The sequence below is a fragment of the Changchengzhania lutea genome (assembly GCF_006974145.1).
Lineage (GTDB): Bacteria > Bacteroidota > Bacteroidia > Flavobacteriales > Flavobacteriaceae > Changchengzhania > Changchengzhania lutea.
The window spans coordinates 1,621,954-1,640,029 of record NZ_CP039456.1 but is presented as its reverse complement, the minus strand read 5'-3'; the positions used below and the strand labels follow the sequence as shown (position 1 = coordinate 1,640,029).

The following is an 18,076-nucleotide window of genomic DNA, read 5'->3' as shown; positions in this document are numbered from 1 at the left end:
TCTATTTTTACATAAACTCAATAAACTAACTTAAAATGAAACAAAAGCTTTTAACAGTTCTCACATTGTTCTTGTTTGCAAATGTTTTTTCACAAAACGTTGACGTAAGCGGAAACGTGCAAGACAATACTGGATTTCCGTTACCAGGAGTGAATGTAATTATTAAAAACACGGCGACAGGAACCGTTACAGATTTCGACGGTGGTTTTACCATTCAAAATGTGGAAGCAGGATCCACCTTAGTATTTAGTTACGTTGGCTACCTAACTAAAGAAATTCTGGTTAGTGATGGCACTAATTTAACAGTTCAATTAGATGAAGATCTTGCACAATTAGACGAAGTTGTCGTGGTTGGTTATGGTACCCAAAAGAAAAAGGAGGTTACAGGTGCTGTGGCAGTTCTAGATTCTGAGGCTATTGAAAAACTAAACCCGCAACGTGTTGAACAAGCCTTGCAAGGTCAAATTTCTGGGGTTAATGTGACCTCTTCCTCTGGGTCTCCTGGTGCGGCCTCTAACATTAGAATACGTGGTATCACAACCAATGGAGATAACAGACCTTTAATATTGGTAGATGGTAATGTTATAGAAGATTTATCGGTTATCAACCCAAATGACATTAAAACCATTAACGTACTTAAAGATGCCACAGCTGGTATTTATGGTGTAAGAGGTGCAAATGGCGTTATTTTAATTACTACCAAAACAGGTAGAAAGAATTCAGAATTAAAATTTCAGTTTGATGCTTATACAGGTGTTCAAACAACGAGCAATAAAATCGATTTGTTAGACCCTACAGATTTTGCAATTTATGTCAATGATGCAGCTGATGAAACAAGATATTTTGTGTATCCACAAGAAGGTACAGATTGGCAAGACGAAGTATTTAGAAGTGCGGTTATATCTAATATGAATTTTAGCGGAAGCGGTGGAACAGAAAAATCGGCTTACACCTTCGGTATTTCGCACTTAGATCAAGACGGTATAGTCGGTGTTGGTAAATCAAATTATAGAAGAACCACGGCTAGATTAGGATATCAATATGATATTTTAGACAACCTTAAATTGTCTGCTACAGGTCTCTATACTAATTCCAAGAAAAACAACTTACCTGAAGGCGGTATAGGCTCGGTGCTTTATAGTGCTGTAAATATAAACCCAGACTTACAAGTAAGAGATGAAAACGGAGATTATTCACTAGCTAACGATATTTCTCAAATAGAAATTATAAACCCTTTAGCTCAAATCACCAATACGTATAATACAACCAAAGTAGATAAGTTTAGTGGTACTTTAGGTTTAGACTATACCTTTTTAGAAAATTTTACAGTGACTTCTAAAATTCAAATCAACTATGCCAATGTATTAAACGACGTGTTTGATCCGATAGTAGATTATGGAAATGGTAAGTCTAATAATAGAGCAGAAAATGAAGTTCAGGATTTCAGTGATTTATACACAGATTATACATGGGACAACTATATTAATTATACAAACACATTTGGTGAAAATCATGATTTTACAATTTTATTAGGTGGTTCACTTATAAGAACGAGAGGTCATTTTTACGGTGAGCGAGGTACTATATTAAGAAATGGCAGCAACTCAGTAGCAGATGCTTTTGCTAATAATTATATTTCAAATAGAGTAGAAGGTGTTATAACAAATCGGATTTCCGATGCAGCTAAAGCCTTAGGGGCAGATCAATTTGATTCGCGTTTATCTTCAGTTTTTACAAGAGTGCAATACAGCTATAAGGGTAAATATTTATTATCTGGTGTGTTACGTCGAGACGTATCTTCTAGGTTTTCTTCAGAAAACAGTAATAATGTTGGTTATTTCCCGTCTGGATCCATTGGTTGGAATATATCGGATGAAGCCTTCATGGAAGATAGTAGCTGGATAAACTCTCTAAAGTTAAGAGCAAGTTATGGAATTATTGGTAACGATAGAATTAGCGATTTTGCCTATGTAACCTTACTAAATGGAGAAGCTACAATCGATTCTGGAGACCCTTCTGTTATCACGGTAGATGATTTACCAAATGGTGTTGCTGCCGGTAAACTTGGTAACAATGATTTAAAATGGGAAGAGCAAGAAACGGCAAATATTGGTTTTGATGCTAGGATATTCAATAAGATAAGTTTGACGGTTGATGCATTTAAAAAACAGACAAAAGATTTATTAATTGCTCCACAATCATCAGGAACACTTGGAACATCTGCTCCAGGATCTTCTGAACCATTTATTAATGCGGGAACTGTTGAAAACCGTGGACTTGAATTCAAGATAGGTTATGATGATAACTTTTCAGAAGACTTTAAATTCAATGCTAGCTTTAATTTTACAGTGTTAGAAAACGAGGTTACCTCATTAAACGGAAATCTGCCTCCTACTGGTGGAGAGTTCGGAGTTGGGATTAGTCAAACTGGAATCTCTCGTATGGTGGTAGGCTTACCTCTTGGATATTTCCACGGATATAAGACAAATGGTATTTATCAAACTCAAGCGGAAATAGATGCATTAAATACAGGAGCTACAGCAAATGATAATGTATATCATGCCGGAGCAGCTGCGGGAGATTTAAAATTTGTGGATACTAACGAAAATGGTTATATTGATGATGGGGATCGAACAAATATTGGTGACCCAATTCCAGATGTAACCATGGGCTTTAATATTGGTTTTAGCTATAAGAATATCGATTTTAGTGCCAATGCCTTTGCATCATTAGGAAATGATATGGTAAGAGACTATGAGCGTAAAGATTTATTCGCAAATAGAGGTGATTATATCTTAAACAGATGGCAAGGTACAGGTACGAGTAATACAGTGCCAAGAGCTGTATCTGGAGGTTCTATTAATACTGATCTGTTTTCAGATTTTGTGGTGGAGGATGCATCATTTGTGCGTTTACAGAATGTGCAATTGGGTTACACTATTAATCCAGATGCGCTTAAAAGTACAGGTATAGATAAATTGCGTTTTTATCTTTCTGGTAATAATATTTTTACCATTACAGATTATAAAGGATACGATCCTTCGGCTAGTTCTGGGGGACCAATAGGAAATGGTATAGATAAGGGTTTTTACCCTGTTGCAGCCTCTTATCTGCTAGGTGTTAATTTAAATTTTTAAAAAAATAGTTATGAAGAAAATTAAAATTTTAAAGTATGCAGTGTTGGCGCTGTTGGTTACTTTAGGATCATGCGACGACTTTGTCGACATCGACCCGATTGGACCAGATGCAGCCGATTTTTTTAACTCTGCTGAAGAGTACGAAGATGCATTGATTGGTGCATATGATTTATTGCAGGCAACGTTTTGGAATAATACAATTGCTGTTTCTGCTTCAGATGATTATGGATCTGGAGGAGATGCATTTAATTATGATCAACCAGTGATTCAAAATGTGAATTTTATGATTCACGGTCCTGATGATGAGGAACAATTAAGAAGCATTTGGCAGTTAATGTATGCCGGACTCAATCGTACCAATTACTTATTAGAAAATAAAGGTAAACTAGATTTTACAGGTAAAGAGGAAATTATTGCTCAGGGCTATTTCTTAAGAGCCTATTACACCTTCGAGTTAGCAAAATATTTTGGTAATGTACCCTTAAAAGTTGAAGAGCGTGACGGTGTAAAAAGAATTGTTGATGAGCAAATCTTAGCCGGAGATCAATTTAGACTTGAAAGAACAGCAAGTATTGCCGAAGTTTATGGGCTTATACAAGAAGATTTAAAAGAAGCCATCCCGAATTTACCGATAACTCAAGATTTGCCTTATAAGGCAACTAAGGGTGCGGCCCAGGCGTTGTTAGGTAAAGCATATTTATATGACGGCAAATTTGCAGATGCTGCCACCGTTTTAAATCAGGTTATTTCAAGTAATCAATACAGTTTAACTACAGGAGATGATTATATGAACCTCTTTACTGCTAGTGGAGAAAACGGTTCAGAATCTGTATTTGAAATTCAATACACAAATGTAGAAGGTGCAGGTTGGGATTGTTTACAATGTAGTGAAGGATCTTATTTTGTTCAGTTTAATGGACCGAGATCGCCATTCAGTGATGATGTTTTTGCTACAGGATGGGGTTTCTTTCTTCCGTCACAAGCACTTTATGATACCTATGATGCCAACGATATGAGGAGAGACGCCACTATTTTCGATTTAAGGGACCTTAAGGAGAATGGCGATAATTCTAATTATTCTGCTCCTAGGGAAGATACCGGGTTTTATAACAAAAAGTATATGCCAAGAAAGAGCGATAAAGCAGGTAATGCTAGTACAGCTGAACTGGTACATTTAAACAATTATAGAGCCATTCGTTATGCAGATGTATTATTAATGGCTGCAGAGGCAGAAGCTCAAAGCGGTGGTGCTAATGCAGAGGATTATTTAAATGATGTGAGAGCGCGTGCCTATGGTGATACGAGCCAGGACTATACGTCAAGTGAAGGGGCTCTTTTAGATGCTATCTATAGCGAGCGTCGTAAGGAGCTAGCTGGTGAAGGACACAGATTCTTCGATCTAGTTAGAACAGGAGAAGCTAAAGCAGCTTTTGATGCCTACAACGCATCTAAACCTGAAGATTTTGAAACAATAACATTTATTGTTGGCAAAAATGAACTATTTCCAATTCCAAGAGTCGAATTAGAATTGGCAAATGCCACAGAACGATGGGGTCAGAACCCAGGATATAATAATCAATAACACTAAAAAAACAAAAAAATGAAAAATATATTTAAAAAAGGATTCTACTTAATTGCCGTACTATGTTTAGGCATGGTAATATCATGTGATGATGATGATAATGAAATGGACGAGATTGCTGGTCTGGATTTTGTTATTGCAACTTTAAACCTGGAAGGTACTGAGATAGGCGTTGTCCCAACAACAGTTAATAATAACAATACCATTGTTTACACAGTTGATTATGGTACTGCTGCCGATGATGATGTATTTCAAACCAGTGGGCCTATGGTAAGGTATGAATTCCCAAATGAAGATTCTACTTATAATATTACTGTGACAGCTGCTCTTCCAGGGAATGCAGATGTATCAATTACAAAAGAAATTACTATAACAGAATACATTCCGCCTGCTATACCAACTGGATCGGGTAACCCACTAGAAGGGGCATGGAAATTAGCTCCAGAGGCAGGGGCTTTGGGAGTTGGCCCAGGAAAGGACAACGTCTCTTGGTGGTCAAGTGCTGTAGAAGATGTAGCTACGAGAGATTGTTTATTTGATGATCGTTATGTTTTTAATGAAGACGGTTCGTTCGAAAATGTATTAGGAACTGAGACATGGTTAGAAGGCTGGCAAGGAACAACGCCAGAAGCATGTGGCGCTCCAGTATTCCCACATGACGGTACAGCATCTGCAACATATACTTATAATGAAGCAGCTGGAACCATTACTATTAACGGGAAGGGAGCATTCTTGGGATTAGCTAAGGTGGTTAATGGAGCAGAAATAGGCTCTCCTTCTGAAGCTGCAGATTCAATTACTTATTTAGCTGTTATAGATGGCGATACTATGGAGTTGGATATTGAAATTGCTGGTGGTGGATTCTGGTCATTTAGATTGGTAAAAGATGTACCATCTATAGTTGGTACTTGGAAATTAGCACCAGAAGCTGGAGCTTTAGGTGTTGGTCCAGGAAAGGACAATGTATCTTGGTGGTCAAGTGCTATTGAAGATGTTGCAACAAGAGATTGTTTATTTGATGATGAATACGTCTTTAATGCAGACGGAACATTCGAAAACGTATTAGGAACACAGACTTGGTTAGAAGGCTGGCAAGGAACAGATCCTGAGGCTTGTGGTACGCCAGTATTCCCGCACGATGGTACGGCAACAGCAACATATACTTATAATGAAGCTGCTGGAACGATCACTATTGATGGTAAAGGTGCTTTCTTAGGTTTAGCTAAGGTAATTAATGGCGCAGAGATTGGGTCTCCTTCTGAAGCGGCAGATTCAATTACTTATATAGCAGCGCTTGATGGAAACACTTTAGAGTTAGATATCGAAATTGCAGGTGGTGGATTCTGGTCATTTAGACTAGTGAAGCAGTAATTGCAATATTTATATATTACTTAGGAGGAGCAGGTTTCATGCTCCTCCTTTTTTATTTAGGTATTGTTAGCGCATGCTCAAAAAAAAAATGACTATTTCATTTAAGAATAACTCTTCAAATTAATCTAATTATAAATAAAATCACGTAACCATAAGTAGCTAGAATAGTTGACCTTCGACTTAAAAGCTAGAGAAGAGGAATATTACATGCCCTACAAGTTTATAAAAATATATCATATTAAAAAACGCTATGACTAAGTAGTTTACATAGTTTGCAGAGTTTAATAAACGACAAACTAAAAGGAAAAATATACAACACACGCTTATTTTACCCATACAAGACCACAACATTAAATCAAAATCTAAAATTGTAAAGGTTTAAAAAAATCATTATTTATCGTTAAAACACTGTAAATGTTGCTGTTCTCGCAAAAAAAGGGATAATCCTTATCGATGTATGATTTTTGTAGCGGTGTTTTTTGCTAATTTGATAATCAAACAGACTAAATTTATAATTCTCTAAAAGTGTTGCGGTTAAATTAGTGCTCAAGCCTTAAACCATCTGCATTTTTTAAAGAAGACTCACTAAAATCAAATAACAATATGAAAAATAATTTTCTAAGATTGGTACTTTTTTTATTTACAATTACTGTATGGTCGCAAACCAATAAAGTATCTGTTGTAAGTAATGAAGAGGGCATGAAATTAGTGGTCAATGGAGAAGACTTCATGATCAATGGTATGAACTGGGATTATATTCCTATTGGAACCAATACCGTAAATGCTAATTTCTGGAAAAAGTCCGATGATATAATCAAAGCAGCGCTTGATAATGAAATGTCACTTTTAAAGAACATGAATGTTAATGTCATTCGTCAATATACGGGTGTTCCAGCAAAATGGATCCGGTATATATACGAGAACTATGGAATCTACACTATGCTTAATCATTCTTTCGGACGTTATGGTTTAACGCTTGATGGCGTTTGGACGCCAGTTACAATCTATTCTGAACTTCGTACTCAAGAGTTTCTAATTGCCGAAATGGAGGAGTTAGTGAAAGGCTATAAAGATACTCCGGGCTTATTAATGTACTTGCTCGGTAATGAAAATAACTATGGTCTATTCTGGGCTGGCGCGGAAACTGAGGATTTTCCTGATGGACAGGAAAAAATTGATGCTGTAGGCGAATTACGGGGAAGACCGATGTATAAACTCATGAATGATGCAGCAAAAATGATGAAATCTATGGATGCATCTCACCCAGTAGCGATATGTAATGGGGATGTCTTATTTATAGATATTGTTGCAGAAGAATGTAAAGACATTGATATTTATGGAACAAACACTTATCGTGGTGCTTCTTTTACAGATATGTTTAAAGTTGTGAAAGAAAAATTGAATATACCTTTAATGTTTACAGAGTTTGGAGCTGATGCTTTTAATGCCATTGAAAACAAGGAAGATCAAAAATCGCAAGCCTATTATATGGTAAGCAATTGGAAAGAGATTTATGAAAATGCAGCTGGTTTAGGAAAAGAAGAAAATTCAATTGGCGGATTTACCTTTCAATTTAGTGATGGCTGGTGGAAATATGGATTTGATGATAGAGAAAATGCAGATTTACATGATAGTAATGCCTCTTGGGCTAATGGAGGTTACGCTATTGATTTGGCTTCTGGTGAAAATAACATGAATGAAGAATGGTTTGGTATCTGTGCGAAAGGACCAACTAGCTCAAGAGGACTTTACGATCTATACCCTCGTGCAGCCTATTATGCTTTAAAAGAAGCGCATCAACTTAACCCATACCGAGAAGGTGTAACAGCAGAATTTGTAAGGAATCATTTTGATAATATTAAATTAATGGATGCTGTTTTAAAAGCCAGAGGGGACAAGGCAGCTCTAAAAGCCGAAGGCTCAGATAAAATTAGACTAAGTAATTTAAGAGCTGAATTTACAACTTTTAATACTGGCGGAAGCTTAATAACAACTCCTAAAAACGAGGATCCGGATTTAGAATCATTTCCAAACAAATTAGGGTTTGATCATATGCAGTCTTATTATGTTGGTGTAGAAGGAAACCCAACCTCGAATATGCGAGCAGAAGTAAACTTTAATATTCTTGGTAACGTAGCGCAAAATCCAATTAATGAGATTTTTTATGAGAATGTTGGACGCCCCATTACTGTTGTAAATGCAAATGGCGAGGATATTGTTATTAATGATAATAACCGAATAAGAGTTTATAATGCAGAGTTTGAGTGGAATACTAAACATGCAGATGTAAGAGGTTTTTATAGAACCGGACATTACCATTGGGGCTACGAGGGAGATTTCTTTGGTTTATATCCAGAAGCTAATTATGGTCCCAACCTAGATATTTATAATGGTGAGATATTGGGAATGGAGGTTGATGGAAAAGGGTCGTTAGAAGGCCTTAAGGCAGCATTTGGCCCACAATTATGGTGGGGAGCTAATCCAACCGTGCTTTTAAAGTATCGAACGAATTTGAGTCATTGGGACATCACAGGTATTTATCACAGAGATTTGGATACAGGCTTAGATTTCGATGCAAATGGACGAAGAGTTCTTGATCCTAATCAGGTTCGAAGTGGTGTTATACCACCATGGCCTACAGAACGTGCTACCGTAGTTCTAGAAAGAGACTTTGGAGCCTTTGGCATTTCCTTGGGTGGTATTTGGGGTGGTAACCCATTAAATGGAAGCACGTTTCAAGATGTAACTGGTGAATCAGGAAACTATGTAGTTTATCAAGATATAATTAACTCAGATGATAACTGGGGTGGAAAAGCCAAAATAACTTTTGAAAAAGGAAGGTTTAACTGGTATGCGCAAGGAGCTTACATGGGCTTAGTAGCCAATGGTGGTGCTGATGCGACAAGAACATTTACAGGTTGGAAACTAAAAGATTCGGGAAGTGGTAACCAAACCAATGTGCTTTCTGGTTTTACTTATACTACAGGTAACTGGCAGATAGCACCAAACTTCCTTTGGCAGAAACCTTTGGTGGCTCCAATGCCTAATGATATAAATGCGCCAGGAAGATTAAGAAACTTTATAGATGATCCGTTTGCTGTAAGAGGTAACAGGGAAACTACAGCGGGGGAACTACTCTTAACTTTTGATCCAACACCAGGATCTTGGTTTTATGAGTGGGATAACGACCGCTCGGAGGATGCAAAAATTGCTTTCAACCTAGGTTTTGTATATCGTCATCATCCAACAGCACAAGACGCAGCTATAGGGTTTTTAGCGAATCGTACCTTTTTCGCTTTCCCACAATCTGCTCCTTCACAAGACCTTTGGGAAATAAGCACCCGTATCGTTTCTAAGGTAAGCCCAGATTTAGGCATAATTGGAAACATGTATGGCGGTAACGCTCAAGCAAATGGTGATAGTGATAGAACCATAGAACGCTTTGGTGGAGACATTAAAATGATTTACAGAAGTTGGAAAATAGAATATGGTTTTAAGGTTAATGATTGGGGACCTTTTGATTACCATCGTGATTTTAACCTGACGTTCCCAGTTCAAAATATGATTGATATTTCTACATCAATAGGAAAACCAGACTGGTTTATTCTTCCAGATACTAAAATTGGTATCCGTGGTATGTGGCGATCGTTAAACGAAAATTCACCTAGGTATTCACCTAATGCTGTTCCACCAAATACGTTTCCAGCAATACCCCCAACTAGTACTGTAGGATTTGGTAATGGAAGCGAATGGGAGATTAGAACTTATGTACACATCAATATTGGTAAATAAAACAAGATTAAAATGAAAAATATAAAATTTACATATACAAAAATGATATTCCTACTTGGTTGCATTTTTACAATGGTAGTAGGTTGTGAAAGAGAACTATCTGATGAAGCAGTTTTTGCCACATTTGGAAATACTGCCGAAATATTTACTGATGATCCTGTTGGACTTACGGATCAATTCTTTGTGTCATTTGATCCTGCGACGGGTGCTAATGTAGACGGATTTGGTGTGGATGATAATGTGTCTTATGAAGGCAATTCATCTATTAGAATTGATGTTCCTTCTAGTGTGGATCCTGTGGGAACTTATATAGGTGGTATCTTTAGAGACCGAGGTGAGGGAAGAGATTTAACTAGTTATAATGCCCTTACGTTTTGGGCAAAAGGCTCTACCACAGCAACAGTTGGCGAGGTAGGTTTTGGGACAACTTTTGGGGATGATTTTCCAGAAGGTGTTGTTGAAGACAAGTATGCGGCATTGACGCAAAATATTCAACTATCTACAGATTGGAAAAAATATATTATTCCAATTCCTGATGCTTCCAAATTATTAAAAGAAAAAGGAATGTTTCTTTTTTCTGCAGGATCACAAAGTACTGGTGGGATGGGATATACCTTTTGGATAGACGAACTTAAATTTGAAAAAGTAGGATCGGTTTCTCAACCAAGACCAATTATATTAGGTGGAGAAGATGCGGTATTACAAACATTTACAGGAAGTGAAATTGATCTTTCAGCATCAGGGTTACAACCAAAATATAATGTCGACGGAAGAGATATAATAGTTACCGCGGCACCTGGATATTTTAATTTTATATCGTCTAATACTGATGTTGCCATTGTAGATGAGAAAGGAATAATAAGTATTAATGGCGTAGGAACTACAGAAATAACAGCTGAGTTAGCTGGCATTAAGGCTCAAGGTACTCTAACGATAACATCTAGTGGTGCTCTGGCAATAGCTCCGGTGCCAACACGACCAGCTGCAAATGTTAAGTCTATTTATAGCGATGCTTATACTTCAGTAACTGAAAGTAGTTTTAATCCAGGTTTTGGAGGCTCAACTACGCAAACAGCTGATATTGGCCCAACAGGTCAGAAGGTAAAGTTATATACAAATAACAATTTCACAGGTATTGTTTTTAATAACACAGTAGACGCATCAACTTTAACACACTTGCATATCGATATTTATTCAGAGAAAGTAGGAACTAGTATTAATATACAAATAAGAGATGTTGGAGCAAATGGTGAGATTGAAACTAATGTTTTTACAGGGAACCCTGATGGTGATGATAAAGACAAAAGATTTGACGCAACAGGATTAACAGTTGGATCTTGGACATCTATTGACATTCCATTAAATGCAGGTCTTGACACTCAAAAAAACAACTTGGGGGCTATTATTTTGGCAGGCGGTCCAGACTTCATACTAGATAATATTTACTTCTATAAGGAATAAATAAGATAATATAAAATTCAAAAAATAAAAAGATGAATAAAAAAAATAAATATAAAATAAAGGAAAAAGCTTTTCTGTTTATGTCTTTTCTATTGGTAGCGGTTTTAGTTATCTACAGTTGTGAAACAGATGAAACACAAACAGTGGCAAAGTTTAAAGAGCTTGTTTGGGCAGACGAATTTGATGTTGATGGAGTTCCGAATCCCACTATTTGGGGTTACGATACTGGAACAGGCTTTGACGGCTGGGGGAATAATGAGTTACAATTTTATACAAGCCGTTCGCAAAATGTAACCGTACAGAATGGTTTATTGCTTATTACGGCTCAGAAAGAGAGCTTTCAAAATGCCTCATATACTTCAGCAAGACTTTCCACCAAGGGATTATTTGAACAACGCTACGGACGTTTTGAAGCACGAATAAAACTTCCAGCTGGTTCTGGTTTATGGCCTGCCTTTTGGTTACTAGGAGCAGATTGTGAGGATGTTGGAGAGCAAATTGATTCTAATTGGCCGCAATGTGGCGAAATTGACATCATGGAATATAGAAGAAAAGAGCCAACCACTATTAGCGGAACGGTACACGGACCTGGATACTCAGGATTAACAGATCCTCAAGGTCAAATCACTAAAAGCTATGATTTAGAAGAGCGGCTAGATGCAGGGTTCCACATTTTTGGTATTGAATGGGGTACTGAATACATTAACTTCTATGTAGATGACGTATTATATAACCAAATAACGCCTGCGGATCTTAAAGTAACACCAGCAAATGAAACTGGAGAGTTAGGTGAATGGGTATTTAACAAACCATATTATATCATTTTAAATTTGGCTGTTGGCGGTGAATTCCCTGGAAATCCAGATAGCGACGAAATATTTCCACAAACCATGCTCGTAGATTACGTAAGAGTTTATAAAAATAATAACACTAAAAAAACAAGACAATGAAAAAATTAATTAAAACATTTAAATATATATCAGTTTTGATATTGGCGTTATCCTTTGTAGGTTGTGAAGATGACGATGTAGTTTTACCAAAAGTTACTGCTGGTTTCACTTACACATTAAATAGCGATACTGGTGTAGTAACATTTATAAACACTTCAGAAAATGCTAATACATATGCATGGGATTTAGGTGATACTAGTGGATCTACTCTTATTAATCCAGTTAAAGCTTATGAGAATGGGACATATACTATTGTTTTAGAAGCAAACAATGTTTCTGGAGCAACAGATACTTTTGAAGATGAAATAACTATTTTAATTCCTGAAATAGCAACATTGCCTATTACTTTTGATGGTGAAAATACTAAATATGAGGCCGAGGTATTTAATGGAGCATCTTTCGAAGTCGTTGATAACCCAGCACCTGGAGGTGCAAATGCAAGTACTTCTAAAGTAGGAGCAATTACAAATAGTGGTGCTGCTTTTGAAGGTTTTTATATAGATTTAGGCACTCAAATAGATTTAACAACAGACAAAACTATTAAAGTCATTTTTTGGTCTAATACGGCAGTAGATGTTTTATTAAAATTAGAAGAAGGTACAGCTGCAGCATCAGAAGCAACGGCTAGCCACGGTGGTACAGGCTGGGAAGAAATTTATTTCACGTTCGATTCTGCCGCGAGTTATTCTAGATTTACCATGTTTGTTGATGGTCCAGGAACTACTTCTGGAACGTTTTATATAGATGATATTTCTCAGATCGCAACTGCTGACATACCATGTTTAGAAACAGAACTTGAATTACCAATAGATTTTGATTGTAATGGTATTGCATATACAGATAAAATTGTTGGTAATGTATCTTTTGATGTTGTTGATAATCCAGAACTTTCAGGCATTAATAGCGAGGCTTCTAAAGTTGGAAAAATTACAAATGTTGGAGCTAATTGGGAAAATGCTTTCTTTAATCTTGATACAGCTTTAGATCTTTCAACAGACAAAGGCATTAAATTCAAATTCTTTTCAGATCAAGCGTTGCCTCTAAAATTAAAATTAGAAGATGGCACAGAAGCCGCAATTGAGGTTGATGTAAACCATACAGGTACTGGATGGGAAGAGTTAACATTTGCATTTACCTCTTCAGCATCATATAACGATGTGGTATTATTTGTTGACGGTCCTGGAACGGCTGCTGGAATATTTTATATAGATGATATAGAGCAAGTTTCAGTAACACCAACGTCTCCAGCGTGTACAGACACTGCACTAGTATTACCAATAGATTTTGATTGTGATGGTATAGATTATGAATCAAAAAGAGTTGCGGGAGACATAGGTTTTAGTATCATAGATAATCCACAAGTAAATGGAATCAATGCTGTAGCTACTAAAGTTGGTGAGATTGTTAATATAGGAAATAATTGGGAAAACCTTAATTTTACCTTAGACACTCCTATTGACTTTTCAACAGACAAATCGATAAAACTTAAGTTATATTCAACACAAAGTCTACCTATAAAATTAAAAGTAGAGGGTGGCGGAACCCCAGTTGAAAACGATCAAAACCATGGAGGAACAGGATGGGAAGAGTTAACATTTACGCTTGCAACGTCAGAATCGTTTAGTAATTTAATTGTATTTATAGATGGCCCAGGTAACGCGGTAGGCACTTTTTATATTGATGATATTGAGCAAGTTGCTAGTGGCGGCGGTGGTACTGCGTGTACAGACACCACACTAGAATTAGCAATAGATTTTGATTGTGAAAGTATTGATTATGAATCAAAAAGAGTTGCAGGAGATATAGGTTTTAGTATCATAGATAATCCACAAGTAAATGGAATCAATGCTGTAGCTACCAAAGTTGGTGAGATTGTTAATATAGGAAATAATTGGGAAAACCTTAATTTTACCTTAGACACTCCTATTGACTTTTCAACAGACAAATCGATAAAACTTAAGTTATATTCAACACAAAGTCTACCTATAAAATTAAAAGTAGAGGGTGGCGGAACCCCAGTTGAAAACGATCAAAACCATGTAGGAACAGGATGGGAAGAGTTAATATTTACGCTTGCAACGTCAGAATCGTTTAGCAATATAATTGTATTTATAGATGGTCCAGGTAATGCGGTAGGCACTTTTTATATTGATGATATTGAGCAAGTTGCTAGTGGTGGTGGCGGTACTGGCTGCACTATTGATCCTCCTACTGGAGAATTGCTTGCTAACGGTGGCTTTGAAGCTAATAGTGGCGATGGTGCTTGCTGGCAGTTTAATTTAGGCGGAGGTACAGCTGCTGTGAGTACTGAACAAGTCAACACTGGAACATATTCTGCAAAATTAACTACTGGAGCAAACCAGGCACCTAATATAAAAATGGAGCGTTTTGCATCATCTATTACTGGAGGAGTAACAGTTCAGGTTAGTTTTAAATATAGATTTACAACGGCTCTTGGAACGGGTTCTATATTACAAGTTTTAGCATTTTCAGAACTTTCAGCTGGAGCGGTAGAGCATAATCTAGGTAATGCACCTGATACACCTTTAGATACTTGGAATACATTTACACAAACATTTGTTACTGATGGCAATATTGATGGCAATATTTCATTGCTATTACAGCTTACAGGTAGTGGGAATGCCGATGGTGGTGGCGTTGTATATATTGATGATGTTCAAGTAACTCAATTGTAGTTTATAATATATTAAATAAGGGTTGAGCAAGTAATTACTCAACCCTTATATTAAAGTAAAATTTAATAAAGGTTTTCATAATTGTTTATCTAGAAATATTAATTTTTAGGTTTAAAATTTTGAATCTATTGTGCTTAATGAGAATAATTTACTAAGAGTAAAATATAATATAAAGGAATAATTATACATGTCTAAAAAACTAATACTTATTGCATTTGTAGTATCCCTTGGAGGTTTTCTTTTTGGATTTGATGCGGGTATTATCTCTGGCGTCATGTCTTATGCGGGACCAGAATTTAATTTAAGCGAAGGGCAAATTGGCTGGGTAGTAAGTTCACCTTCTTTTGCAGCTATGATTGCCATGCTTTTTTGCGGGAGGCTGAGCGATATTATTGGTAGAAAGAAAATTCTATTGACAGTGGCTTTTTTATATGCACTTTCTGCATTGTTTTCGGCTTATGCGACATCTTTTGAAATGCTTTATATAGCAAGAATGGTTGGTGGTTTAGCATTTGGCTCCGCACTTGTTTTGGCACCCATGTATATTGCAGAAGTATCTACAGCAGAAAACAGAGGAAAACTGGTGTCTGTTCAGCAACTAAATATTGTACTTGGTTTTTTTGCTGCGTTTTTAAGCAACTATTTTTTTAATAAATACAATACTGTAGATAGTACATTTTTAATGGATGACAATGTATGGAGATGGATGCTAGGAGTCGAGCTAATTCCGGCAATCCTTTATTTTGCCACCTTATTTTTTGTGCCTCGAAGTCCGCGGTGGTTATGTTTAAAAAATAAGTTCAATGAGGCAAAAATAATTCTTAATCAAATTCATGGGGAAGCTAGAGGTGAAATTGAAATAGGATTCATTGAAAAAAATATCAACGAAGATAAAAACAAATCAAAAGTAGTTCTTAAAGATTTACTCAAAAAATCATTGCGATTTATTTTAATCGTTGGTCTTGTGGTTGGAATACTTCAGCAGGTAACCGGTATTAATGCGGTTTATTTTTATGCGACATCCATTTTTAAACAAACAGGTATTGGTACAGATGCAGCCTTCTCATCAGGCGTTTTATTAAGTACGGTAACAGTAATTTTTACTTTTGTAGCAATGTATTTAATTGATAGAATGGGCAGAAGACCATTATTATTAATTGGTACGGCAGGTATTGCTTTAAGTCTATTGCTCTGCGCCTACGGGTTTAAACAAGCAACTTATACACTTACCACTGAAGAAATAACAAGTTTTGAATTTTCTGGAGCTAATAAGTTGGAACCTTATGCAAACAAAGCATATGATAATGATGTAGATTTTAAAAACGATATGAAATTGGCTTTAGGAAATCAAGTGTATAGTAAAAATGACGGCACTATTTTAGAAGCTGCAACCACTATGAATGCTACTTTAGTTTTGATAGGTATTTTAGGGTTTATTGCATGTTTTGCATTTTCATTAGGTCCCGTTATGTGGGTGTTGCTTTCGGAACTTTATCCAATAAAATACAGAGGCCTTGCAATAGGTGTTATAGCATTTTTGAATTCTTTAATAAGTTCCCTTGTACAACTTTTTTTCCCATGGGAACTATCAAATTTTGGAAATGCATTGAGTTTTTTCATATTTGGAGCAATCGCAGTTGTAGGTTTCTTTGTATTGTTAAAAATACTGCCAGAAACCAAAGGAAAATCTTTAGAACAAATAGAAAGGGAATTAGTTACAAATTAATACAAGTCAGATGAAAAATATTTTTACACTAGGTCTTTGCTTCATAATTGTTATGGGTTGTAAAAATGATAAATCTGAACAAAATATAACAAAATTAGAGTTGAATACATTAGAAAAAAAAGCGGCTAAAGTAACTTTAAATAACACTGATGGAAAGTACCAGTTATTAGTTAATAACGAACCTTTTTATATAAACGGCGCAGGCTGTGAGTTTGGAAATATTGCTGCCTTAGCTAAACATAACGGAAATTCATTTCGAACATGGCGCACGGATAATGGCAAACAAAGTGGAAAAGAAGTTTTAGACGCCGCTCATAAAAATGGTTTAATGGTAACCATGGGAATTGAAGTGGCTAGAGAACGCCATGGTTTTGATTATAATGATGAAGCAGCAGTAAAAAATCAAAAAGAGCGCATAAGAAAAGAAGTCTTGGAATTCAAGGACCATCCAGCTTTGTTAATTTGGGCTATTGGGAATGAATTAAATTTAAGAGCTACAAACCCTAAAGTCTGGGATGCGGTCAACGATATTTCAAAAATGATTCATGACATAGACCCAAATCATTTAACCACGACTACCCTCGCTGGAATATCTCAAAAGGAAATTAATCTTATTAAAGAACGCTGTCCAGATGTCGATATTTTATCGATCCAGTTGTACGGTGCAATAGAAAGGTTGCCAAAAGAGATAAAGCAATTTGGATGGACCGGTCCCTATATGGTTACAGAATGGGGAGCGACAGGACATTGGGAAGTTCCAAAAACATCATGGAATGCGCCTATTGAAGAAAACAGCACATTAAAAGCCGCTAACTACTTAAAACGATATCAAATTGCTATAGCGTCCGATACGGCACAGTGTTTAGGATCTTATGTGTTTTTATGGGGACAAAAACAAGAGCGAACACCTACTTGGTATGGTGTATTTATAGAGGATGGTAAAGAAACAGAATCTGTAGATGTGATGCATTATATATGGACTAAGCAATGGCCAGAAAACAGAACGCCACAAATAGAATCTTTTACCCTAAATAACAAAACAGCTTATGAAGATGTTATAATTGATTCTGAAAAAGAAATGTCAGCATTTGTTAAAATTAGAGATTTTGAAAAAGACAGTATTTCGTATTCATGGGAGATTTTACATGAAAGCACAGATTTAAAGGATGGTGGAGACTTGGAAATGCGACCGGAAAATGTAGACATTAAAATAATAAATAATAATAACGGAGAATTAAAATTTATAGTACCAGAAAAAGGACAGTATCGTTTATTTGTGTTTGCAGATGATGGATATAATCATGCGGCAACTGCAAATATCCCATTTAAAGTTGAATAAAAAATAACAATCCAATCTCAAA

9 protein-coding genes are annotated in these 18,076 nt (G+C 36.2%); all 9 read left to right on the top strand.

Features of this window, described 5'->3' with window-relative positions; genetic code table 11:
• Positions 1–35 precede the first annotated feature (35 nt).
• The 9 genes from FAF07_RS07575 (at position 36) to FAF07_RS07535 (ending at position 18,054) form a co-directional block, all read left to right on the top strand.
• Complete coding sequence (locus tag FAF07_RS07575; RefSeq protein WP_142784527.1) at positions 36–3,137, top strand: SusC/RagA family TonB-linked outer membrane protein; 3,102 nt, start codon at positions 36–38, stop codon at positions 3,135–3,137.
• A 10-nt stretch (positions 3,138–3,147) separates the two neighbouring features.
• A complete protein-coding gene (locus FAF07_RS07570; RefSeq protein ID WP_142784526.1) occupies positions 3,148–4,719 on the top strand; it encodes a RagB/SusD family nutrient uptake outer membrane protein in 1,572 nt (523 codons plus the stop codon).
• An 18-nt stretch (positions 4,720–4,737) separates the two neighbouring features.
• Complete coding sequence (locus FAF07_RS07565) at positions 4,738–6,090, top strand: hypothetical protein (RefSeq protein WP_142784525.1); 1,353 nt, start codon at positions 4,738–4,740, stop codon at positions 6,088–6,090.
• A 603-nt stretch (positions 6,091–6,693) separates the two neighbouring features.
• Complete coding sequence (locus FAF07_RS07560; protein WP_142784524.1) at positions 6,694–9,882, top strand: glycosidase; 3,189 nt, start codon at positions 6,694–6,696, stop codon at positions 9,880–9,882.
• A gap of 12 nt (positions 9,883–9,894) precedes the next feature.
• On the top strand, positions 9,895–11,343 hold the full coding sequence (locus FAF07_RS07555; protein WP_142784523.1) for a glycosyl hydrolase family 16: 1,449 nt from the start codon (positions 9,895–9,897) through the stop codon (positions 11,341–11,343).
• A 32-nt stretch (positions 11,344–11,375) separates the two neighbouring features.
• Complete coding sequence (locus FAF07_RS07550; RefSeq protein ID WP_142784522.1) at positions 11,376–12,293, top strand: glycoside hydrolase family 16 protein; 918 nt, start codon at positions 11,376–11,378, stop codon at positions 12,291–12,293.
• Positions 12,290–14,989: a PKD domain-containing protein gene (locus FAF07_RS07545; RefSeq protein WP_142784521.1), complete on the top strand. Its 2,700-nt coding sequence runs from the start codon at positions 12,290–12,292 to the stop codon at positions 14,987–14,989. Before FAF07_RS07550 ends, FAF07_RS07545 begins: the two co-directional genes overlap by 4 nt.
• Before the next feature lie 187 nt (positions 14,990–15,176).
• Positions 15,177–16,715 (top strand): sugar porter family MFS transporter, encoded by a 1,539-nt coding sequence (locus tag FAF07_RS07540; protein ID WP_142784520.1) that lies wholly within the window; start codon positions 15,177–15,179, stop codon positions 16,713–16,715.
• Positions 16,716–16,725: 10 nt separating this feature from the next.
• Positions 16,726–18,054 carry a glycoside hydrolase family 2 TIM barrel-domain containing protein gene (locus tag FAF07_RS07535; RefSeq protein WP_142784519.1) on the top strand — a complete coding sequence of 443 codons (1,329 nt, stop codon included), beginning with the start codon at positions 16,726–16,728 and terminating at the stop codon, positions 18,052–18,054.
• Positions 18,055–18,076: the final 22 nt, after the last annotated feature.